This window comes from Shinella lacus (assembly GCF_010994755.1).
Classification (GTDB): domain Bacteria; phylum Pseudomonadota; class Alphaproteobacteria; order Rhizobiales; family Rhizobiaceae; genus Shinella; species Shinella lacus.
In genome coordinates this window covers 32,776-54,047 of the sequence record NZ_WHSB02000001.1, presented here as the reverse complement: position 1 = coordinate 54,047, position 21,272 = coordinate 32,776, and the positions used below count along the sequence as shown (strand labels likewise).

General features: G+C 64.7%; 19 protein-coding genes. 14 read left to right on the top strand and 5 right to left on the bottom strand.

Features of this window, described 5'->3' with window-relative positions; translation table 11 throughout:
* Window positions 1-35: 35 nt before the first annotated feature.
* The 4 genes from GB927_RS00235 to GB927_RS00220 are packed head-to-tail and all read left to right on the top strand — an operon-like array spanning window position 36 to window position 4,589.
* Window positions 36-974 carry a tripartite tricarboxylate transporter substrate binding protein gene (locus GB927_RS00235; RefSeq protein ID WP_256114472.1) on the top strand — a complete coding sequence of 313 codons (939 nt, stop codon included), beginning with the start codon at window positions 36-38 and terminating at the stop codon, window positions 972-974.
* A gap of 44 nt (window positions 975-1,018) precedes the next feature.
* A complete protein-coding gene (locus tag GB927_RS00230) occupies window positions 1,019-1,576 on the top strand; it encodes a tripartite tricarboxylate transporter TctB family protein (protein WP_256114471.1) in 558 nt (185 codons plus the stop codon).
* A 12-nt stretch (window positions 1,577-1,588) separates the two neighbouring features.
* Complete coding sequence (locus GB927_RS00225; RefSeq protein WP_256114470.1) at window positions 1,589-3,091, top strand: tripartite tricarboxylate transporter permease; 1,503 nt, start codon at window positions 1,589-1,591, stop codon at window positions 3,089-3,091.
* Between the two features lie 10 nt (window positions 3,092-3,101).
* Window positions 3,102-4,589 (top strand): aldehyde dehydrogenase, encoded by a 1,488-nt coding sequence (locus GB927_RS00220; RefSeq protein WP_256114469.1) that lies wholly within the window; start codon window positions 3,102-3,104, stop codon window positions 4,587-4,589.
* Here GB927_RS00220 and GB927_RS00215 read toward each other — a convergent pair.
* Window positions 4,561-5,334: an IclR family transcriptional regulator gene (locus GB927_RS00215; protein ID WP_256114467.1), complete on the bottom strand. Its 774-nt coding sequence runs from the start codon at window positions 5,332-5,334 to the stop codon at window positions 4,561-4,563. The two genes, GB927_RS00220 and GB927_RS00215, sit on opposite strands and share 29 nt — an antisense overlap.
* A gap of 155 nt (window positions 5,335-5,489) precedes the next feature.
* On the opposite strand from GB927_RS00215, the gene GB927_RS00210 reads away from it, so the two are divergent.
* From GB927_RS00210 to GB927_RS00200, 3 genes are read left to right on the top strand one after another with little or no spacing between them, the layout of a single operon-like run.
* Entirely contained in the window at window positions 5,490-6,854 is a 1,365-nt protein-coding gene (locus GB927_RS00210; protein ID WP_256114466.1) for an aspartate aminotransferase family protein, read from the top strand.
* Window positions 6,855-6,856: 2 nt separating this feature from the next.
* Window positions 6,857-7,654 carry an SDR family NAD(P)-dependent oxidoreductase gene (locus tag GB927_RS00205; protein WP_256114465.1) on the top strand — a complete coding sequence of 266 codons (798 nt, stop codon included), beginning with the start codon at window positions 6,857-6,859 and terminating at the stop codon, window positions 7,652-7,654.
* Window positions 7,651-8,424, top strand: coding sequence for an SDR family NAD(P)-dependent oxidoreductase (locus GB927_RS00200; protein WP_256114463.1), 774 nt, complete (start codon window positions 7,651-7,653; stop codon window positions 8,422-8,424). Before GB927_RS00205 ends, GB927_RS00200 begins: the two co-directional genes overlap by 4 nt.
* Before the next feature lie 93 nt (window positions 8,425-8,517).
* On the opposite strand, the gene GB927_RS00195 is transcribed toward GB927_RS00200, so the two are convergent.
* The 4 genes from GB927_RS00195 to GB927_RS00180 form a co-directional block, all read right to left on the bottom strand.
* Window positions 8,518-8,799 carry an amphi-Trp domain-containing protein gene (locus GB927_RS00195; protein ID WP_256114462.1) on the bottom strand — a complete coding sequence of 94 codons (282 nt, stop codon included), beginning with the start codon at window positions 8,797-8,799 and terminating at the stop codon, window positions 8,518-8,520.
* A gap of 133 nt (window positions 8,800-8,932) precedes the next feature.
* Window positions 8,933-10,105 carry a patatin-like phospholipase family protein gene (locus GB927_RS00190; RefSeq protein ID WP_256114461.1) on the bottom strand — a complete coding sequence of 391 codons (1,173 nt, stop codon included), beginning with the start codon at window positions 10,103-10,105 and terminating at the stop codon, window positions 8,933-8,935.
* Between the two features lie 11 nt (window positions 10,106-10,116).
* Complete coding sequence (locus tag GB927_RS00185; protein ID WP_256114460.1) at window positions 10,117-10,860, bottom strand: acetoacetate decarboxylase; 744 nt, start codon at window positions 10,858-10,860, stop codon at window positions 10,117-10,119.
* Between the two features lie 43 nt (window positions 10,861-10,903).
* Window positions 10,904-11,710: a 3-hydroxybutyrate dehydrogenase gene (locus GB927_RS00180; RefSeq protein ID WP_256114458.1), complete on the bottom strand. Its 807-nt coding sequence runs from the start codon at window positions 11,708-11,710 to the stop codon at window positions 10,904-10,906.
* A gap of 410 nt (window positions 11,711-12,120) precedes the next feature.
* Between GB927_RS00180 and pstS the strand changes: the two genes are divergently transcribed.
* The 7 genes from pstS to GB927_RS00145 all read left to right on the top strand — a co-directional run bounded on the left by pstS (window position 12,121) and on the right by GB927_RS00145 (window position 21,258).
* Entirely contained in the window at window positions 12,121-13,143 is a 1,023-nt protein-coding gene (pstS, locus tag GB927_RS00175; RefSeq protein ID WP_256114456.1) for a phosphate ABC transporter substrate-binding protein PstS, read from the top strand.
* A gap of 43 nt (window positions 13,144-13,186) precedes the next feature.
* Window positions 13,187-14,917, top strand: coding sequence for a Na/Pi cotransporter family protein (locus tag GB927_RS00170; RefSeq protein ID WP_256114454.1), 1,731 nt, complete (start codon window positions 13,187-13,189; stop codon window positions 14,915-14,917).
* 119 nt (window positions 14,918-15,036) lie between these two features.
* Window positions 15,037-16,491 carry a CYTH and CHAD domain-containing protein gene (locus GB927_RS00165; RefSeq protein ID WP_256114453.1) on the top strand — a complete coding sequence of 485 codons (1,455 nt, stop codon included), beginning with the start codon at window positions 15,037-15,039 and terminating at the stop codon, window positions 16,489-16,491.
* A gap of 32 nt (window positions 16,492-16,523) precedes the next feature.
* Window positions 16,524-17,489: a magnesium and cobalt transport protein CorA gene (locus GB927_RS00160; RefSeq protein WP_256114451.1), complete on the top strand. Its 966-nt coding sequence runs from the start codon at window positions 16,524-16,526 to the stop codon at window positions 17,487-17,489.
* A gap of 64 nt (window positions 17,490-17,553) precedes the next feature.
* On the top strand, window positions 17,554-18,531 hold the full coding sequence (locus GB927_RS00155) for an ABC transporter substrate-binding protein (RefSeq protein WP_256114450.1): 978 nt from the start codon (window positions 17,554-17,556) through the stop codon (window positions 18,529-18,531).
* Window positions 18,532-18,550: 19 nt separating this feature from the next.
* Complete coding sequence (locus tag GB927_RS00150; RefSeq protein ID WP_256114449.1) at window positions 18,551-20,245, top strand: ABC transporter permease; 1,695 nt, start codon at window positions 18,551-18,553, stop codon at window positions 20,243-20,245.
* Window positions 20,233-21,258 carry an ABC transporter ATP-binding protein gene (locus GB927_RS00145; protein ID WP_256114448.1) on the top strand — a complete coding sequence of 342 codons (1,026 nt, stop codon included), beginning with the start codon at window positions 20,233-20,235 and terminating at the stop codon, window positions 21,256-21,258. Before GB927_RS00150 ends, GB927_RS00145 begins: the two co-directional genes overlap by 13 nt.
* Window positions 21,259-21,272: the final 14 nt, after the last annotated feature.

Below are 21,272 nucleotides of genomic sequence, written 5' to 3'. Positions count from 1 at the left end.
GATATCCTGTCCGCACTGTATGGGAGAAAAGCAGCATGACTCGATTTCTCACCCTCGCACTCGCCACGACGACACTCGCCGCCGCCCTGGCAATGCCGGCGTACGCGGAATATCCCGAGCGCCCGGTCACCTTCATCGTTCCCTGGCCTCCGGGCGACCTGGAAGATCAGTTGACCCGCATCATCGCCGACACGTTTACCGCCAGTGCCGGCGCGCCGGCCAAGGTTGTCAACCGGCCGGGCGGCGGTGCGGTCGAAGGCGCGACGGCCGTCGCCCAGTCGGATCCGGATGGTTACACGGTTGGCTCGCTGGTCATCGACGTGCCGACCATGCATGTCATCCAGGGCAACGCGCCCTATGGCCGCGACGCCTTCGAGCCGGTCGGCATCTTCCTGACCTATCCCTTCGCGCTCGTCGCCAAAAAGGATGCGCCCTATGACGATCTTGCCGGCCTTGCCGCCTATGCCAAGGCGAACCCGATCAAGCTCGGCCATTTCGGCTACGACCTGATCCCCACCATGGCGACCTTCGCAGCCGCCAAGAAGCTCGGTTTCACCTTCGGCGCCGACGCGTCGTTCAACTCGCTCGATTGCTCGACACTCGCCAATGGTGACGCCGACGTGATGAACACGACCATGGCGACGGTGCTGTCCTGCCTCGACGACGTCAAGGTGCTGGCGACCTATACGGACGCGCCGCTCTCCATCAAGCCGGAGGCGAAACTGCTGTCCGAGCAGGTGCCGGGCCTGAATATCACGCTGTGGAACGGCCTTTTCGTGCCGAAGGGCACGCCGCAGGAGATCAAGGACAAGATCGCGACCATCGCCGAAGAGGCGATGAAGAGCGACCGGGCCAAGGCCGTCTCCGAGGCCACGGGCGCCGGCGTCTACTGGATGAATGCGGCGGATGCCGCCGCGCGCATCGACAAGGACTATGCCGCCGCCGAAGAACTGGTGAAGGATCTGAAGAAGTAGGCCGGCCCTTCCAATCCATCTGAAAAGCGCGGGGGACAACGACCATGGACGAGCAGGGCCAGAACCAGGAATTTCCGCCGGGCGAAGCGGTGGCGGCGGTGGGGCTTGCCTGCCTCGTCATCGCCGTGGGGCTTGTGCTCCTTCTGCCCTTCGCCACCCATGTGCAGCCGGCCGACAAGGCCTGGTTCCTTTCGCCGCGCAACATTCCCATCCTCGGTATCGCCATGATCGGCCTGCCGGGGCTGGTGCTGACGCAGCGGCTCCTGCGCGGCTGGCGGCTTTCGCCCGATCCGCATGCCTATCTCGGCCGCGCGCGCTCGGCGTTCGGCGATCTGCTGCCGGCCTTCGGCTACACCGCTCTATTCTGCCTCTACATGGCGGCGATCCCGATCCTCGGTTTTGCGATCTCCACCCTGCTGTTCGGCCAAGCCTGCCTATGGGCCTCCGGCCTTCGCAGCCGGCGCTGGATGGCGTGGAACCTCGCCTTCACCGTGGTGATCGTGGTGCTGCTGCGCGGCGTCATGGGCCTGTGGTTCCCTCACGCGTCGATCTTCACCTGGCTTCCGGGCGGCATCGGCAACCTCATCGGCCCCTATTTGTAGGAACCCGCCGCCATGGACTCCATCATTCTCGGCTTCGAGAACATCGCGCATTTCAACGTCCTCCTGGCGCTGGTCGCGGGCGCCTTCATCGGCATCCTGATCGGCGCGGTCCCCGGCCTGGAGCCTGCCGGCGCCATGGCGATCCTGCTGCCCTTCACGCTCGGCATGGAGCCGCTTGCCGGCGTCACCCTGCTGCTCGGCACCTATGGCGGCGCGTGGTATGGCGGTGCGATACCGGCCATCCTGATCAAGGTGCCCGGAACGCCTGTCAACGTGCTGACGACCTATGACGGCTACCCCATGGCGCAGCGCGGCGAGGCGCACCGCGCGCTGTCGCTCGCTTATTCCTCCTCCTTCATCGGCGGCACGATCAGCGTGCTGGCGCTGGTGGTACTGGCGCCTTACCTCGCTACCATCGCCACCCATTTCGGCGCCGTTGAATATGCCATGGTGGCGCTCGTCGCGATCGTCTCGGTGCTCTTGGCGCACCAGTCGCAGGGGCTTATGGCGGTCATCTCGCTCGGCTTCGGCATCCTGCTCGGTACGGTCGGCTTCGAGCGCTTCTTCAACACACAGCGCTTCACCTTCGGCGAACCGTTCCTGATGGGCGGTATTCCCCTTGTGCCGGCAGTGATCGGGCTCTTCGCCATGTCGCAGGCCTTCGTGCTGCTACGCACGCCGGGCTACAAGCGGGCGGCGTCCTCCGCCGTCTATCACAACCGGTTTCGCGGCCTGCTCGAAGCATTGCGCTATCCGCGCACGCTGGGGCGCTCCGCCGGGCTCGGCGTCACGATGGGCCTGCTGCCCGGTGTGGGCGAGTTCGGCGCGCAGTTCCTCTCCTATTCGCTGGCCAAGCGCGCCTCGAAGACGCCTGAACAGTTCGGCAAGGGCTCTCCCGAAGGGCTGATCGCGTCCGAAGCCTCGATCAGCGCCTGCACCTCCACAACGCTGGTGCCGCTGCTGGCGCTCGGCATCCCGGTCGATCCGCTGATGGCGATGATCCTCTCGGTCTTCATGATCCACAATTACATTCCGGGTCCGCAACTGTTCGCCCAGCATCCGGAATTCATCTCCGGCCTCTATATCTCGCTGTTATTGCTCAATATCGTCATCCTGGGCATCCTGCTCTTCGCGACGAAACCGATCATGAAGCTCGCGCGCATCGAGCCGCGTTTCATCGGCATGACCGTTCTCGTGCTCTCGCTGGTCGGCTGCTACACGCAGAACTACCGCATCTCGGACGCGCTGATCGCCGTCTTCTTCGCCATCGTCGGCAAGATCATGCTGCGCAACGACATTCCGGGCTTTCCCCTCGTCATCGGCCTCGTTCTCGGCCCGCTGTTCGAAAACCGCATGATGCAGTCGCTGGCGCTGTCCAACGGGGACCTGAGCATCTTCATCACCCGCCCGATCGCCGCTGTGCTGCTCGTCATCTCACTGCTCGGCCTCACCATCTTCGCCATCGGCCTGTGGCGCGCGCGCCCCGTGGTGGCTGCCGCGCCCGCCAATCCATAGGACAAGACCCATGAACCAAGCCGAGATCGATGCGCTGCGCGGCAGACCCGTCGCCCCGCAGGGCCTGTTTATCGCCGGAGCCTGGACGGAGCCGTTGAGCGGCGGGCATCTCGACGTGCTCTCGCCGATCGACGGCACGGTGCTCACCACCATCGCCGACGCTGGTCCCGAGGATGTCGACCGCGCCGTCCGCGCCGCCCGCATCGCCTTCAAAAGGGGTTCTTGGTCGCGCATGGCGCCGGCCGGGCGCAAGAAAGTGCTCTTGAAACTCGCCGACCTCATCGAGGCGCATGCGCTGGAACTCGCGGTGCTCGGCGTGCGCGACAACGGCACCGAGATTTCCATGGCCTACAAGGCGGAGCCGCTCTCGGCCGCCGGCACCTTCCGCTATTATGCGGAGGCGATCGACAAGGTCTATGGCGAGATCGCCCCCACGCAGGCCGACGTGCTGGGGCTCATCCACCGCGAGCCGCTCGGCGTGGTCGCGGCCATCGTGCCGTGGAATTTCCCGATGATGATCGGCGCCTGGAAGGTGGCGCCGGCACTCGCCGCCGGCAATTCGGTCGTGCTGAAGCCAGCCGAGGTGGCGTCGTTGACGCTCCTTCGCCTCGGGGAGCTTGCGGCGGAAGCCGGCCTTCCGGAGGGCGTGTTCAACGTGGTCACCGGGCGGGGCAGCGTCACCGGCGAGGCGCTCGGCCTGCATATGGATGTCGATGCTATTGCTTTTACCGGTTCGGGCGGTGTCGGGCGCCGGCTGCTCGAATATTCCGCCCGCTCGAACCTCAAGCGCGTGCATCTCGAACTCGGCGGCAAGTCGCCGAACATCGTCTTCGCCGATGCGCCGGATCTCGACCAGGCGGCAAAAATCTCGGCCTTCGGCATCTTCCGCAATTCCGGCCAGGTCTGCGTCGCGGGCTCGCGTCTCCTGGTGCAGGCCTCGGTCTATGACCGGTTCATCGAGAGGCTGGTGGCGGTGACACGCGGCATGAGGGTCGGCGACCCGCTCGACCTCGCCTCGGATGCCGGGGCCGTCAGCAGCGCCGAACAGCTTGCCAAAAATCTCGGCCATGTCAGGGCTGCGGAAGAAGACGGCGCGCGACTTGTCACCGGCGGCAAGCGAGTGAGGGAGGAGACCGGCGGCTACTACATGGCGCCGACCATTTTCGACGAAGTGACGCCGGCGATGCGGCTTGCGCGCGAGGAGGTGTTCGGCCCCGTGCTCGCCGTCTCGCGCTTCGAGGACGAGGCGGAGGCGGTCCGGCTTGCCAATGCCACCGTCTACGGTCTGGCGTCGGCGGTGTGGACGACGAACCTCGCAACCGCCCACCGCATGGTGCGCGCGGTCCGCGCCGGCGTCGTGCATGTCAACACCTATGGCGGAGCCGATATCACCGTGCCGCTCGGCGGCTTCGGCCAGTCCGGCTTCGGCCGCGACAAGTCCCTGCATGCCTTCGACAAATATACCGATCTCAAGACGGCCTGGATCTCGCTCGGGTGAGGGGCTCGCCATTGAGACGCGCCGCGATCTCGCATGCCGCCCGCATAACCGCCTCGCCCTGGGCGGCTGCGACCGTATCGTCGACCCGCGACAGCGGTGCCGCGACCGACAGCGCCCCCACCGCATGACCATCCGGGCCGAGCACCGGCGCGGCAATGCTGTGCACGCCCTCGGAATAGCCCTGCGCGCTGACGGAATAGCCGCGTTCCGCGGCAAGCCGCACCTGTTCGGCGACTTTTTCCCGCGCTGTGAGCGTGTGGGGGGTGAATGCCTCCAGGCGTTTTGCCAGATAGGCCGCAACGAAATCCGGCGTCGTGAAGGCGAGGAAGGCGATGCCCGAGGCGGTGCCGTGCAGCGGCAGGATCTGGCCGGCATCGACATTGACGCGGTTCGCCTGCGCGGAAAGCTCGACACCGACGGTGAACAGTGCGCCGCCGCTGAATTCGGACAGATGCACGGTCTCGCCGGTCGCCGCAGCGAGGTCCTGCAGAACCGGCGTGGCGATGCGCGCGAAGGGGAAATTCGCATCGCGGATGCGGGCGAGCCGCGAGAGACCGGCGCCGAGCCGATAGTGGCGGGTGCCGGCCGCCTGCTCGACCAGCCGGTGCTCGGCGAGCGCCACCAGCAGGCGTCGCGTCGTCGCCTTGTTGAGGTTTGCGCGGCGGGCGAGCTCGGACAGGCCGATTTCCGGCTCGGCCATGCTGAAAAGCTCCAGCAGCGACGCGGCTTTTCCAACAGTGCTCATGCGGCATCCTCTCTGGCATCGACAAGATAGTTCGCATGTGAAGTATCTTGACAGCTCGGGTCCAGCCCGGCAATCTGGTTTTATATACAAAATGATGGTTCATATAATGAACCATCTGGAGGCGACTTTCAACCGCTGACAGGAGGAGATCGGCCATGACGGTGATCGACCGATTGCTCGACCGCGAGCAGGACCGCTTCAAGCGTGAGCATCCGCGTTCCTTCGCCGATTGGCAGGAGGGGCAGCGCCATTTCCTCTACGGCGGGCCGTCCCACTGGATGCGCCGTTGGGCCGGCGGATTTCCCATTTACGTCGATGAGGCGAGCGGCGCCCATATCCGCGATGTCGACGGCCGAGACTATGTCGATTTCTGCCTCGGCGATACCGGCGGCATGTGCGGCCACGCGCCGGAGGCGGTGACGAATGCCGCCATGCGCCAGCTTCGCCGCGGCGTCACCACGATGCTGCCGACGGAAGACAGCCTGTGGGTCGGCGCGGAACTGACCCGCCGCTTCGGCCTGCCGTACTGGACGCTGACCACCTCGGCCACCGACGCGAACCGCGGCGCCATCCGCATCGCCCGCATGATCACCGGCCGGCCGAAGGTGCTTGTCTTTTCCGGCTGTTATCATGGCGGCGTGGAGGAGGCGCATGTCGAACTTCGCGACGGCCGCGTCGGTATGCGCAACATGATCCACCCGAACGGCGTCGATCATTCCGCCGTTTCGAAGGTGGTGGAGTTCAACGACGTGGAGGCGCTGGAACGCGCGCTTTCGGACCACGACGTCGCCTGCGTGTTGACCGAACCGCTGATGACGAATTTCGGCATGATTCCGGTTGCGGACGGGTTTCTTGAGGCTTTGCGGGACCTTACCCGGCGCACCGGCACGGTGCTGATCATCGACGAGACGCACACGATTTCCAGCGGTCCCGGCGGCTATGCGCGCCTCAACGGCCTGGAGCCGGACATGCTGGTGGCGGGCAAGGCGATTGCCGGCGGCATACCGGCGGGCATTTTCGGCGTCTCGCAGGAGATCGCCGAGCGGCTCTGGGTGATCGTGCCGAAGGTCGACCCGCGCGTGCGCCAGTCCGCCCATCTCGGCATCGGCGGCACGCTGGCCGGCAATGCGCTCGCCATCGCCACCATGCGCGCGGTGCTGGAAGAGGTGCTGACGCCGGAGAATTTCGAGCGGATGATCGCCAATGCCTCGCGGCTGGCGGAGGGTGCCCGCGCCATCATCGCGGAAAACCGTCTGCCCTGGCACGTCACGCAGATCGGCGCGCGGGTGGAAATCATGTTCATGCCCGAGCCGCCACGCAACGGCGCAGACGTCATCGCCGCCCGGCGCGGCGATCTGGAGACGCTGCTGCACGCCTTCTACATGAACGAGGGCATCCTGGTGACGCCCTTCCACACGATGTTCCTGATGTGCCCGCCAACGACCACCGAGGATGTCGACCGCCACACCGCGGTGTTCGGCCGCTTCGTGGCGCTGCTGCGCGAAGCGGGGGTGGTTTGACCATGGGGCGGCCCTTCGATCTCTCGGGCAGGGTGGCGCTCATCACCGGCGGCGGGCGCGGCATCGGCGCGGCGATCGTCACGCGGCTCGCCGAAGCTGGCGCCAAGGTCGTCATTGCCAATCGCACGGTCGAGGCGGGAAAGGCGCTTGCGGCCGATCTCTTGGCACGCGGGCTTGCGGCTAGCGCCGTGCCGCTCGGAGATATCGGCCGGAGCGGTGTTGCCCGACTAATCACCGAGACGGCGGAGGAGGCGGGCCGCCTCGATATCGTCGTGCACAATGCCGGCGGCTGCCCTTGGGCCAATATCGCGGATCTCGACGAAGACAAGCTGGAAGCGGCACTGTCGCTCAACCTGAAGGCCTGCTTCTGGCTGGCGCAGGCGGCGGCACCCGTCATGCGCGCCAACGGTTTCGGCCGCATCCTCGTCACCTCGTCCGTCTCGGCGCGAATGGCCATGGCCGGGGGCGCGCATTATTCGGCGGCGAAGGCTGGGGTGAATGCCTTTATCCGTGGGGCTGCCTTCGAGCTGGCGCGTGACGGCATCACCGTCAACGGTGTCGAGCCCGGCTTCATAGAGAAGCCGGGACGCGGCACGATGAGCCAGCCCGAGACGATGAGGAAGGTAAGCCGCTTCATCCCCATGGGCCGCTATGGCGAGGCCGACGACATTGCCTGCGCCATGCTTTACCTCGCTTCCGAACAAGCGAAATATGTGACCGGCCAGACGATCGTCGTCGATGGCGGCTCAAGCCTGCCGGAAACCGGCTTCGCCGTCGAACGACACTGGGGGCTCGAATGAGCGGCCGGCTGCAAGGCCGCAAGGCGCTGGTGACAGGCGCCGCGACCGGCATGGGCCGCGCTACGGCTGAGCGATTTTCCCGCGAGGGCGCGAACGTTGTGCTGTTCGGTCTCGGCGGTGCCGCACTCGACGCGGCAGCCGAGGCTTGCGGCGGCGTGGCGGTGCATGGCGACGTTACCGATGCCGGGGATATTGCGGCCGCGATTGCGGCTTGCGGCGACCGGCTCGACATTCTCGTCAACGCCGCCGGCATCCTCATTCCCGATGAGCCGGAGAGTCTCACTGACGAGGTGTGGCAAAAGACCTTCGCGATCAATGTGACAGGCGCGATGATGGCCTGCCGGGCGGCGTTGCCGCTCTTGAAACGGCAAGGCGGCGCAATCGTCAACATCGCCTCCGTCGGTGCCTTCAACGCCGGCGGCCAGAACGCCGCCTATTCGGCGAGCAAGGCCGCGCTGGTTTCTTACACCCGCAGCCTCGCCTATGCGCACGGGCCGGACGGCATCCGCGCGAACGCGGTCGCGCCGGGCTGGGTGCGCACGCCGATGAGCGAAGAGGAAATGCGGGAGGCGGCACGGCTGAACGGCACGACGGCAGAGGCGGAATTTGCCGCGCTAACCGGCCGCATCGCACTGAGGCGCGTCGCCGAGCCGGCGGAAATCGCCGTCTGCTGCCTGTTCCTGGCCTCCGACGAGGCTTCCTTCGTCACCGGCGCCGTGCTGGTGGCGGACGGTGGTGGGCGGGCGCCGGTGCAGAACCGGGCGGTGTGAAGCCGGTCGGCTTCGCGGGCAGAAGCTCTGCGGCGGAGGCTTCGCCGCAGAACCCGGCAGCCCCAAGGCTACCCCTGTGCCGGCCGATGCGGTTTAAGCGGCGGCTTCTTCTTCTTTTTCTTCGGCGTCGTCCTGCTCGTCGTCTTCGCCTTCGGCTTCACCGGCTTCCCAGGTCAGCTGGAATTCGATTTCGGCGCGGCCGTCTTCGATCTCGAAGGCGATCGAGGCAATGGCGTGCTCGGGAACGAGGACTTCTTCTTCGTCGATCTGGATCGAGAAACGCTCGTTCGATTCCAGCGTGTCTGCCAGCCGGCGGAGTTCTGCGACGAACTCCATCAGCGAATAATCCTTCTCGATTTCACGGTTGGCTTCCATGTCTCTCTCCTGTTTAAGAGTTGGCCTCTTCATAGAAACGTGAAATTGTAATGCCGTGATGACCGTATAATATTAAGTCTATGACAGTGAAATCTTGTGTTTTATTTTAGCGCAATAGTATTTCCCGTATAGATCAGCTTGGGTCGTCCCGATGCACATCATGCACGGTCATGCCGACGGATTCCGGTGGTTTTTCCAGCCAGCGGCGGTGTTTCAGCGTCTTGCGCGTGTCCTGGTAGCCGGAATCCCAGTGTTCGCGCATCGAGGTGCCGGAGAATTCGTAGTCCTTGGCATCGCTCTCGTAGATCTTCTGCTGGTAGATCAGGTGTACGATGTTGATCTGCGGCACGTCTTCCATGGCGGCGAGGAATTCCCGGTCTGCATCCGTCAGCGCTTCCGGCGGCGCGCGCAGCAGCGCCTGGTGCAGTTTCAGGCGCAGATTGTGGATGCGCCGGAACGTGTCGGTGTTGTTGCGGGTGCGGCTGGAATACATGATGTCCTTGTGCCGGGCGAGCACATCCGCCATGTCGCGGGGCAGGATGCCGCGTGCACTGAACAGGTCGACCTGGAAGACCAGCGTGTCGCGCACGTCCTCCTGTTCGAGCAGGTATTGCAGCGGCGTGTTGGAGACGATGCCGCCGTCCCAGTAATACTCGTTCTCGATGAGGACCGCGGGGAAGGCGGGCGGCAGCGCGCCCGAGGCCATGACGTGCTCGGCCCCGAGCACCTCGATATGGCTGTCGAAATAGCGGTAGTTGCCGGTCTGCACATTGACCGCGCCGACGCTGAGCCGCTGGCGGCGGTCGTTCAGCACATCCCAGTTGATCAGGCGGTCGAGCGTCGACTTGAGTTCTGCCGTATCGTAGAAGCTGGTGGCCGTGGAGGCGCCGGGCGGCTGGAACCAGGGATTGATGCGGTGCGGCGCGAAGAAGCCGGGCAGGCCCGATGTCATCGTCATCATGGCGCTTGCCTGGTTGCGCAGCTTGCGGAAGACGTCGCCTTCCGGCGTGAAATGCCAGACCTTGCGGGCGGAGATCGTCTCCCAGAAGTCGCGCAGCCGGTCGAGCCTATTGCCCTTGGTGTTGCCGGCGATGATCGCGGCATTCACGGCGCCGATCGAGACGCCGGACAGCCAGTTCGCCTCGATGCCGGCCTCGTCGAGCGCCTGGAACACGCCAGCCTGGTAGGCACCGAGCGCGCCGCCGCCCTGGAAGACGAGGCCGACCGCCGGATAGCCGCCGACGATGTCGGCGATATCCGGCGTTTCGGATTTGCGCTTGGGCTGCAACCTGACCTGTTCGTCCATGATCCTGTCCTTCACTCCGGTTCGCCCATGTAATCATGCACCACCTCGCCAAGCCCCAGCGTGAGGTCGGCGACAAAATGCACGGCCGAGACGATCTCCAGCACCGGCAGGCGGGCGACATCGGCAATGACGTGGCGGAAGAGCTGCAGGTCGGCCGGGCCGGTCCATGCACCCTTCACGGTTATGTCTTCGAGATGATAGCGCACCAGCTCGCAGATGCGTGGGCTCGCGTCGACATGCGGGATGATCTTGACGAGGAAATTCGGCTTGGCAAGCGAATGGGCGATCTCGCCGGCATCCACCGAGCGGTGCTTGTAGCCCATGGACGCGCTGGCGCAGAGCACCGAGCCGTAATGCAGGGTGCCGACGATCACCTCGCCCTCATGTACGAGCTTCGGAAAAGCGAGCTTCTTCGGAAAACCCCAGATCTCGCGACCGCCGGCAATCGGCGCGTCGTCGTCGAGATACATGGCGTGCACATAGACGCCCTCTTCGCCTTCAAAGCGGACGGGGATCACCTGTCCGGATTCCGTATAGTCGCCGAAACCGGTCGAGTCCGGCATCTTGATGAACTCGTATTTGACGATCGGATCGACGATTTCCAGCGGCTCTGGCACGACGGCGCGCAGCGCTTCCGGGTCCGTGCGGTAGCTGATGATGACATATTCCCGGTCGATGAAGCGGTAAGGCCCCGGCGGATAGGCGGGGTTGGTCAGCGGCATGGCATAGGCGTTGCGAACGTCTTCGGCTTTCATCTTTTCCGTTCCTGATCGTGAGAAATCCGGCTTGCCGGTCGTATCAATGCGCCGTCCAGCCGCCATCGAGGGAAAGGATCGCGCCGGTCATCGAGGCCGCCTCGGCGCTCGTCAGGAACAGTGCGAGGCCAGCAACCTGCTCGACCGTGACGAACTCCTTCGTCGGCTGCGCTTCGAGCAGCACGTCGTGGATGACCTGCTCCTTGGTGAGGCCGCGCGCCGCCATCGTGTCGGGGATCTGCTTTTCGACCAGCGGCGTCCAGACGTAACCGGGGCAGATGGCGTTGACGGTGACGCCCTTGGTGGCGGCTTCGAGCGCCACGGTCTTGGTGAGGCCGGCAATGCCGTGTTTGGCCGCGACATAGGCGGATTTGTAGGGCGAGGCGACGAGCGCATGGGCGGAGGCGATGTTGATGATGCGGCCGTAGCCGCGCTCTTTCATTGCCGGAAGCGCTGCCTTGATCGAGTGGAAGGCGGCGATCAGGTTGATCTGGATGATCGCCTGCCACTTCTCGTCCGGAAAGTCCTCGATGGGGGCGACGTGCTGGATGCCCGCATTGTTGACGAGGATGTCGCAGCTGCCGAAGGTTTCGAGCGCCAGCGCGACCATTTCGGCAATTTCGGCGCCGGAGAGCATGTTGGCCGGGGAATAGACGCAGCGCACGCCAAAGTCCGCTTCGATCGCCGCGCGTTCCGTCTCGATCGCCGCCACATCGCCGAGCCCGTTGATGACGACATTGGCGCCGGCTGCGGCAAAGCGGCGGGCGATGGCAAGCCCGATGCCGCTCGTGGAGCCGGTGACGATGGCGGTTCGGGTGTCGAGGGCTTTCGGCTGTGTCGCGTCGTTCATCGGGTTCTCCATCGTCGCGTGGGAGCAGGTCCGCTCTTGCTGCGTGGTTTTGGATCACACCGACATTTCACTGAGATGACAGCGGGTTTTTCGGCAATTGTGACGGAGATTTCCCAATGCCGCCAATATTGTCATCCGCGCGTCAAGCAAGGTTACTAGTAAAGAAATGTCGAATACGCCGACGATAATTTGACGTCTTGATCTTTAGCGCGTTTCCGCGCCCGGCAGTCTGCAAGGACGCGCCGGGGCAGCAACGCTTTGTCTTGGTAGTGCGTATTCATGAGGGGCGATTCATGATGAATTTTCTCAGGCCTCCCGCCTGCAATGCCTGGTGCAGGGTCGGATTGGAGTTTTGTTTAGACGCAATTCCGAACGCAAAACCGCTTCGCACTTTTGCTGGAATAGCTTTGGTGCTCGGCGCCTTCACACTTTTCTCCGCAAACGCCCAAGCCGAACCGATCCGCGGCGCCGGCTCCACCTTTGCAGCACCGATCATCCATCTCTGGTCGCGCGACTATGAGGCACTCCGCACGGATGGCGGCGAGTTCACCTCGCCGGACTGGCGCGTCGATTACGAGCCGGTCGGCTCGCTTGCGGGCGTCATGCGCCTCGACCAGCCGGAGACGGATTTTGCCGCGACCGATGCACCCTTGACGACGGAGGAACTGGCGAAGCGGGGGCTCGCGCAGTTCCCGGTCGTCATGGGCGGCATCGTCGTCGTCGCAAACCTGGACAATGTCGGGGCAGGGGAACTGCGCCTCACCGGTCCGGTCATCGCCGATATCTATCTCGGCAAGGTCACCAAATGGTCCGATCCGGCCATCAAGGCGATCAATCCCGATCTTGCGCTTCCCGATGCGACGATCGAGGTGCTGCGCCGCGAGGACGGTTCCGGCTCCACCTTCACCTTCACGAGCTTCCTGTCCAAGGTCAGCCCGGAATGGAAGGAAAAGGTCGGCGCCGACACGCTTGTCAAATGGCCGATGGGCCGTGGCGAAAAGGGCACCGGCGGTCTGGCAAGCCTGACCACGGCGACCAAGAACAGCATCTCCTATCTCGAATATGGCCAGGTCGTCCGGCTCGGTCTTCCCTTCGCAGCCCTCCAGAACCAGTCCGGCGCCTTCATCCGCCCGGCACCGGAAGCCTTCGAGGCAGGCCTTGCGACGGTCGCCTGGGATGGTGCGAAAGGCTTTTCGGCCGACACGACCAATCTCGCGGGTGAAAAAGCCTATCCGATGGCGGTGGTGACCTATGCGGTCGTGTCGAAGGATCGCGGCGAGGGACGCATCAACCGGGTGCTCGATCTCTTCCGCGTCGCCTTCAGCCGCGGTGCGGACGAGGCGAGCGCGCTCGGCTACATCCCCGTGCCGTCAGCGCTGGCCGGCCAGATCGAAGCGTACTGGACCGCGAACCTGGGCGCCGTGAACAACTAGGCCTCGGCACGCCGTATTTGCTCCAATAGAAACGAGTATTCCCATGGAAATAGATATCTTCAAGGACGTTCTGGTGCCGGTCATCGGCGGGTTGGGCATCTTCATGCTCGGCCTGGAATTCATGGCCAACGGCATTCAGGCCCTCTCCGTCAATAAAATGCGCGAATTCCTCGCCAAAGCGGCCGGCACGCCGGTCAAGGGCGTGCTCGCCGGCACCTTCATCACCGGCGTCATCCAGTCGTCAACCGCGATGACCGTCATGGTGGTCGGCCTCGTCAATGCCGGGGTCGTGGGCTTGCGGCCCGCCATCAGCGTCATCATGGGCGCCAATATCGGCACGACACTCGGCAACGGCCTCATCGCGCTGCCGCTCGGCCCGCTCGGCCTGATCCTCGGCGGTATCTTCGCGTTAATCTATTGCTTCGCGAAGAACGAGAAGGTGCGCAACATCGCGCTCGCCTGCATGGGCTTCGCGCTGATCTTCTACGGCCTCAACCTGATGACCGGCGGCCTGCGTCCGCTGCGCAACCTGCCGGAGGTCATGGAACTCCTGCAGACGCTGAAGGCCGACTCCTATTTCAACCTCATCAAGTGCGTGCTGATCGCCGCTGGCGTGACCGCAATGATCCACTCGTCGTCTGCGACGATCGGTATCGTCATGGGCCTTGGTGCTGCCGGCATCCTCGACTGGACGACCGCCGTCGCCTTCTCGCTCGGCGCCGACCTCGGCACCACGATCACCTCGTGGATGGCTTCGCTCAACCTCTCCAAGAATGCCAAGCGCGCCGCCTACGCCCACATCTCCTTCAACATCATCGGCGTCTGCATCACCGTTCCCTTGTTCTTCGTCTCCATCGGCATCCTGGAATGGGCCATGCAGTGGTTCGGCGGCGACCCGGCCGTTCCGGTGCTGGTCGACGGCAAGGAAACCTTCCCGCTCGTGCCGGTGGCCGTCGGCCTCTACTCGACCTTCTTCAACGTCTTCAACACGCTTCTCCTCTTCCCCTTCATCGGCGTGTTCGAGCGCGTGCTGTCGCGCGTCGGCCGCACCGACGAGGAGGACATCGAGGACTATTCGACCCCGCGCTTCCTCGATCGCAAGCTCGCCAACGACTTCGCCCAGGCCGTGCCGGCGATCCAGAAGGAAACCGCGCGCCACCTCCAGGCGGGTGCGATGTTCCTCAACATCGCCCGCGGCGACAAGAAGGCACCGTCCGATCCGGGCGAGCACTATCTCGCGACCGATATCCTCAGCCGCGACATCCGCCTCTACACGTCGAACCTGATGAAGGAAGACTTGCCCTATGACCAGCTCGACCTTATCGCGAGCCTGATCGAGGAGGCCGACTTCACCGCCGCGCTGACGGAATCGATGCATCAGGTCGCCCGTCGCGTCAGACGTGAAAAGTTCGGCGCCGAAGCCCAGCCGATCGTCGATGCCGCGCTCAACAAGCTCGACGCGACGCTGCGCAGCATCATGCCGGATTACGGTCTGGCCGATCCGCAGATGCCGGCAGGCCACGTCAACCATCCGGCCGTCGAGGAGTTGCGTGCGCGCACCCTCTCGCTCGGTCCGAATGCGGGTGCCGCCGAACGGGGTACGATCCTCGCTCTCCTCGGCTCCATCGAGCGTGCGGAAATCCTGATCCAGCGCATCGATGCCGAACGCAAGTCGGTCAACCGGCAGAGCGTGCTGGCCCGTGCGTCCGTTCGCAAGGAAGCCCGCGACCAGTCGATGGGCTCGGGCGGCTTCAGCCCGGTTCCCGCCGAGTGATTTATGAGGAGGCGCCGCGGCTCGGTCGCGGCGCCTCTTGTCTTGCATGGCTTCCGGGTTGATCTTGTCCACGGGTGCGGTAGCTCTTGCGTCGGCCGGTTTAGTCTGGAGAACGGCATTTGGGACAGGAAATCGAACTGAAGCTCGATCTTGCGTCGGACGCGGCGGATGATTTTCTGGCATCCGGGCTTCTGCCTGGCGAACCGTTGTTGATCGAGCAGCGCGCCGTCTATTTCGATACACCGGGCGATGACCTGCGCGCCGCCGGCTTTTCCCTGCGCATTCGCAACGACGCCGAAGGGCGCGTGCAGATCGTCAAGGCGGTCGGCGCCAGTGCGGCCAGCCTCTTTGCCCGCCCGAAATGGGAGCAGAAGGTCGAGGGTGATCAACCCGTGCTCGACGACACGACACCGATCCGCGCCTTCCTCGGCCGGCGCATCGATGCGCTGGAGCCGGCCTTCGAGGTCGCCGTCGAGCGGCGCCTCTGGTCGGTGGAGTGGGAGGATGCCCGCATCGAGGTGGCGCTGGACCGTGGTGATATCATTGCCGGCGACCGCCGCACGCCGATCAGCGAAATCGAGCTGGAACTGGTGGAAGGCACGCCGGAAGCGCTGTTTTCCTTCGCCCGCAAGCTTGATGCCGTCGCCCCTGTCCGGCTCGGCGTGCTGAGCAAGGCGGAGCGCGGCTACCGGCTGCTCGCCCCGGCGGCGCGTGCCGTCAAGTCGCAGCCCATTGCGCTCACCGTCGATATGACCGTTCCCGGCATCTTCCGGGTGATTGCCGATGCGTGCCTGCGCCAATTCCGCTTGAACGAGATGCTGCTCGATATCCGCGGCGAGGAGGCCGTGCATCAGGCGCGTATCGCGCTGCGCCGGCTGCGCTCGGCGCTTTCGGTGTTCAAGGCGGTTCTGGGGGATGACGCCTTTCCGCAGCTGAAGGACGAGCTAAAATGGCTCGCCGGCCTTCTCGGCGAGGTGCGGGATATCGACGTGCTGATTGCCCGCTGCAAGGACGACGCGCTCGGCGAAAGACTGGTACAGGCCCGCCAACGCGCCTTCGACGAGGCGATGGCAGCGCTCGCCTCCGAGCGTGCGCGAAAACTGATGCTCGATTTTTCCTACTGGCTTGCCTGCGGCGATTGGCTCAGCCTTGCCCACACCCGTGAAATCCGCGAGCGGCCGGTCGGCGATTTTGCGGCAGGCGCACTCGACAGGTTGCGCCGGAAGGTCAAGAAGGGCGGCCGCGATCTCGTCGATCTCGACGATGAGGCCCGCCATGAGGTGCGCAAGGACGCCAAGAAATTGCGTTATGCCACAGAGTTCTTCGCCTCGCTGTTCGACCGCAAGCGCCAGAAGCGCCGCCATGGCCGTTTCCTTGCTGCGCTGGAAGGACTTCAAGACCAGCTCGGCACGCTGAACGACGCGGCCGCGATGCCGGAGGTGCTGGCACGGCTCGGCTTCGACGGCGATGCGGCGACGTTTTTTCCCTCCAATGCCATCGAGAACAGGCAGGCCGTGATCAAGGCGGCGGATGCGCATGACGCGCTCATCGACACCAAGCGTTTCTGGCGCTAAAGCCGCAGTCTTTCTGCCCGCAAGGAGCCCCCATGACCGTCGTTGCCTCCTATCTCTACCGCGACGGACGGCGCCTGCAGGAAGTCCCGCTCGAAACCGTCGCGATACCGACCGAGAAGACCGATTTCATCTGGATCGGTCTGCATGAGCCGACGGTCGAGGAACTCTCCGTGCTGAAGGAACGGTTCGGCTTGCACGAACTCTCGGTCAGCGACGCGCTGAACCCGTTGCAGACCCCGAAGCTCAGCGCCTATGACGACCAGATCTTCGTGCTGACCCAGACCGCGAAGCTCGACAGCGACCGCATCACCTATGGCCGCACGGCGATCTTCGTCGGTGACCGCTACATCATCACCGTGCGCCACGGCTCGGAGCGCGGGCATGGCGAGTTGCGCGGCCGGCTGGAGACCTCGCCGCACACGCTGCGCCACGGCACCGACTATATCCTGCATGCCATCATCGATTTCGTCGTCGACGGCTACCTGCCGATCGTGCGCACGATCGAGGATTCCGTGCTCGACATGGAACGCAAGATGCTGGATTCCTTCCTCGACCGCGCCCAGATCAAGCGCATCTTCCGGCTGCGCCGCGAGGTCATTCTGTTCCAGCGGGTGCTGGATGCCATGCTGGATCTCTGCGGCAAGCTCGTTCATCTTGATCTGCCGTGCCTGGATGTCGAGGCGAAACCCTATTTCCGCGACGCGCTGCAACACATGCACCGCGTCGAGCAGATGGTGGGCGGCCTGCGCGACGTCATCACCTCGGTCTTCGAGGCGAGCAATCTTCTGGAACAGCAGCGCCAGGGCGTGATTACCCGCCAGCTCGCCTCCTGGGCCGCGATCCTCGCCGTGCCGACGGCGATCGCGGGTCTCTACGGCATGAATTTCGACAATATGCCGGAGCTGAAGACCGAATACGGCTATTTTGTCGTGCTCGGGGTCATCACCGTCTTCTGCGTGGGGCTCTACTGGCGGTTCAAGCGCGCCAAGTGGCTGTAGGAGTGTCACACAGGTGTCAAGCGAGGGGGGTAGGGAGCGATGACTTTCCCGGAAGGATGCTCCCATGAAAAATCTCGTTTCCGCCGTCGCCCTCCTCGCAGCTGGCTTTGCCGCCCTCCCGGCCTCTGCCGCAAACCTCGTGCTCTATACCAGCCAGCCGAACGAGGACGCGCAGGCGACCGTCGACGGCTTCATGGCTGCCAATCCCGACATCAAGGTGGATTGGGTGCGCGACGGCACGCCGAAGATCATGGCTAAACTCCAGGCCGAGATCGCGGCCGGCAACCCGGTTGCCGACGTGCTGCTGATCGCCGACACCGTCACGCTCGAGCGCCTCAAGCAGGACGGCAAGCTGCTCGCCTACAAGTCGCCGGAAGCCGCGAACTATGACGCCGCCCTCTACGACAAGGACGGCCACTACTATTCGACCAAGCTGATCACCACCGGCATCGTCTACAACACGTCGGCCGGCCTCAAGCCCGCCAGCTGGCAGGACCTTGCCAAGCCGGAAGCCAAGGGCCTCGTCACCATGCCGAGCCCGCTGACCTCTGGCGCCGCCCTCATCCACGCCCAGACGCTGACGGCCGTCGACGGCCTCGGCTGGGACTACTACAAGGCGCTCGCCGAAAACGGCACGACGGCGGCCGGCGGCAACGGCGCGATCCTCAAGGCCGTCGCCTCGGGCGAAAAGGCCTATGGCATGGTCGTCGATTACATGCCGATCCGCGAGAAGGCGAAGGGCGCGCCGGTCGAGTTCGTCTTCCCGAGCGAAGGCGTTTCCGCCGTCACCGAGCCGGTCGGCATTCTCGCTTCTTCGAAGAACGTCGAGGCCGCCCAGAAGTTCGTCGACTACGTTCTGTCGGTCGAGGGCCAGGAAGGCTTCGTCAAGCTCGGCTATATCCCGGCCCGCAACGGCGTTGCCATGCCGGAAGGTTTTCCGGCGCGCGACACCATCCGCGTGCTGCCGCTCGATGCCGCCACGGCGCTGAAGAACACCGATGCCGACCTGAAGACCTTCTCCGGTTATTTCAGCTCCAATTAAGGCTCGAAGCGGCCTTAACATGCACGGTTACGTTCGCCCGGGAAACAGCCAGCCAGCCTGGCTGTTTCCTTTCATCGTCAGCGTGGTTGTCGTCCTCAGCGTGCTGCCGCTCGCCCGCCTTGCCGTGACCGGTATTACGGCCTTCGCCGATGGCGGGGCCGTCGCGGTGCTGACGGATCGCGCGCTCTGGCAGGCGACCTATTACACGCTGGTGACCGCCGTTCTCGGAACCCTCATCTCGGTCCTGATCGGCTCGCTCTTCGCCTTCCTGCTGACGCTCACCGACATACCGGCCAAGGGGCCGCTCAGCTTCCTCTTCGTGCTGCCGATGATGATCCCGCCGCAGGTGACGGCGCTTGCCTGGGTGCAGATGTCCGGCCCCTCCAGCCCGCTCTTGAAAGCGCTTGGCATCGCCCCGCCGCTCGGCTCGCCACAGCCGCTTTATTCGCTGGGCGGTATCGCACTGCTTTATGGCGTGCAGCATGCGCCGCTCGTCTATCTTGCGCTCAGGGCCGGGCTGCTCGGCGTGCCGCGCGACGGCATCGAGGCGGCGCGGCTCTCCGGCGCCCCGGCCTTGCGCACGTTCCGCGATATCGTTCTGCCGCTGGCGCTGCCCGGCATGATCGCGGGTGCGGCCATCGCCTTCGTGTCATGCATCGGCAATTTCGGCATTCCAGCGATCCTCGGCATACCGGCCTCTATCTACACGCTCGCGACACTGATTTTCACCAAGTTCGCCGCCTTCACCGACCGCACGTTTGGCGAGGTCGCCGTACTCTCCGGCGTCATCGCGCTCATCTCCGTGGCGGGGCTGGCGGTGCAGGAGCGTGCCCTCGGCGGCCGCGACTACCGCATTCTCGGACAGGCGGGCGCTGCGACGAGTTTTCAGGTCGGCTGGTGGAGGTTCTTGTTCGTGCCAGTGCTGCTGATCGTCCTCTTCTTCATGCTCGTAGCACCGTTCTTCGCGCTGCTGGCGGGTGCGCTGGTGCCGGCCTATGGCGTGCCGCTGACGCTCGAGACCATGTCGTTCAACGCCTTCCAAGAGGTCCTGTTGCGCCAGACGGTGACGCGCACGGCCTTTGCCAATTCGCTCTTCCTCGCCACCGTCACCGCAGTCGGCCTACTCTGCCTCTCGGTGCTCGCCGGCTACGTACTGACGCGGCGGCGGGATGTTTTTGCCCGCATCGTCGCGAGCCTCATCGAAATCCCCTATGCGTTGCCGGGCATCATCGTCGCCGTCGCCTTCATCCTCGTCTTCGCGGCACCGCTGCCGGTTTTCAACGTCACGCTTTACGGCACGATCTGGATCATTCTGCTCGCCTATTTCGCAAGCTTCTTCGCCGTCAGCCTGAAACCTGTGGTGAGCGCCTACCGCCAACTCGACCCCGCGCTGGAAGAGGCGGCGCGGCTTGCTGGCGCCGGCTTCTTCCGGCGTCTCAAGGATATTCTCGTGCCGCTCGTGGCGCCCGCCGCTGGCGCCTCCGTCATCCTGGTCTTCCTCATCGCCTGCAACGAACTCACCGTCTCCGCCCTTCTCTGGTCGGCCGGCACTCAGACGCTTGGCGTCGTCATCTACAATCTCGATGACAGCGGCGGGTCCGATCTCGCTTCGGCGCTCTCCGTGCTCGTCGTCCTTATGGTCGTCGTCATGATGCTGCTCTTGGAATGGCTGGCGAAGCGCCTGCCGAAGGGAGTGGTGCCGTGGCGAAGCTGATCCTCAACCACGTCAGCAAGCAGTTCGGCACCGGGCGGCCTGCTGTGGCCGGCCTGTCGCTTGATGTGCGCGAGGGCGGCTTTCTCGCGCTGCTCGGCCCGTCCGGCTGCGGCAAGACAACGGTGCTGCGCATGATCGCCGGCTTCGAGGCACCGAGCGACGGGGCGATCTTCCTTGGCGAGCGCTTGCTTGCGAATGCGGCGCAATCCCTGCCGCCGGAACGGCGCAATATGGCGATGGTCTTCCAGTCCTACGCGCTCTGGCCACATATGAGCGTCGCCGACAATGTCGGTTATCCGCTGAAGGTGCGCGGTGTCTCGCGGGAGACCTACCGCAACCGCATCCGCGAGGCGCTGGATACGGTGCGGCTCGCCGACCATGCGGAACGCCGGCCGGCAGAACTTTCCGGCGGCCAGCGGCAGCGGGTGGCGCTGGCGCGTTGCCTCGTCACCGAGCCGGATGTCGTGCTGCTCGACGAGCCGCTCGCCAATCTCGACCGGCATCTGCGCCAGGAGATGGAGGAAACTTTTCGCGAGTTCCACCAGCGCTCCGGCGCCACGATGGTCTATGTCACGCACGACCAGAGCGAAGCCATGGCGCTGGCGACGGACGTCGCCGTCATGTCGCAGGGAAAGCTGCTGCAGGTGGCGCCGCCGGAAGAGATTTACGCCCGCCCCGAAGGCCGCCTCGTCGGCAGCCTGATCGGCCGGGGCTCGGTGCTCTCGCTCAATCTGCCGGGCGGCCTGCCGCGAAAGCTCACATGGGAAGAGCTGCGTCCAGTGCTCGCTTCCCCGGCGCTTGGATCGACCGCGGATATCCTCGTGCGGCCGGAGGATATTGCGCTTTCGGGGGAGGGCATCGCGACGCGGGTGCGCTCCTCGCTTTACGAAGGCGAGCGCTACAGCCTGATCCTGGAACTCGAAGACGGCCAGATCCTGCGCACCTTCAGTCGGCACCGGCCACAGGTCGGCGACGTCGTGCATGTGACGATCCACTCGGCCTGGCGGCTTTAGCGCTGGCCGGCAGT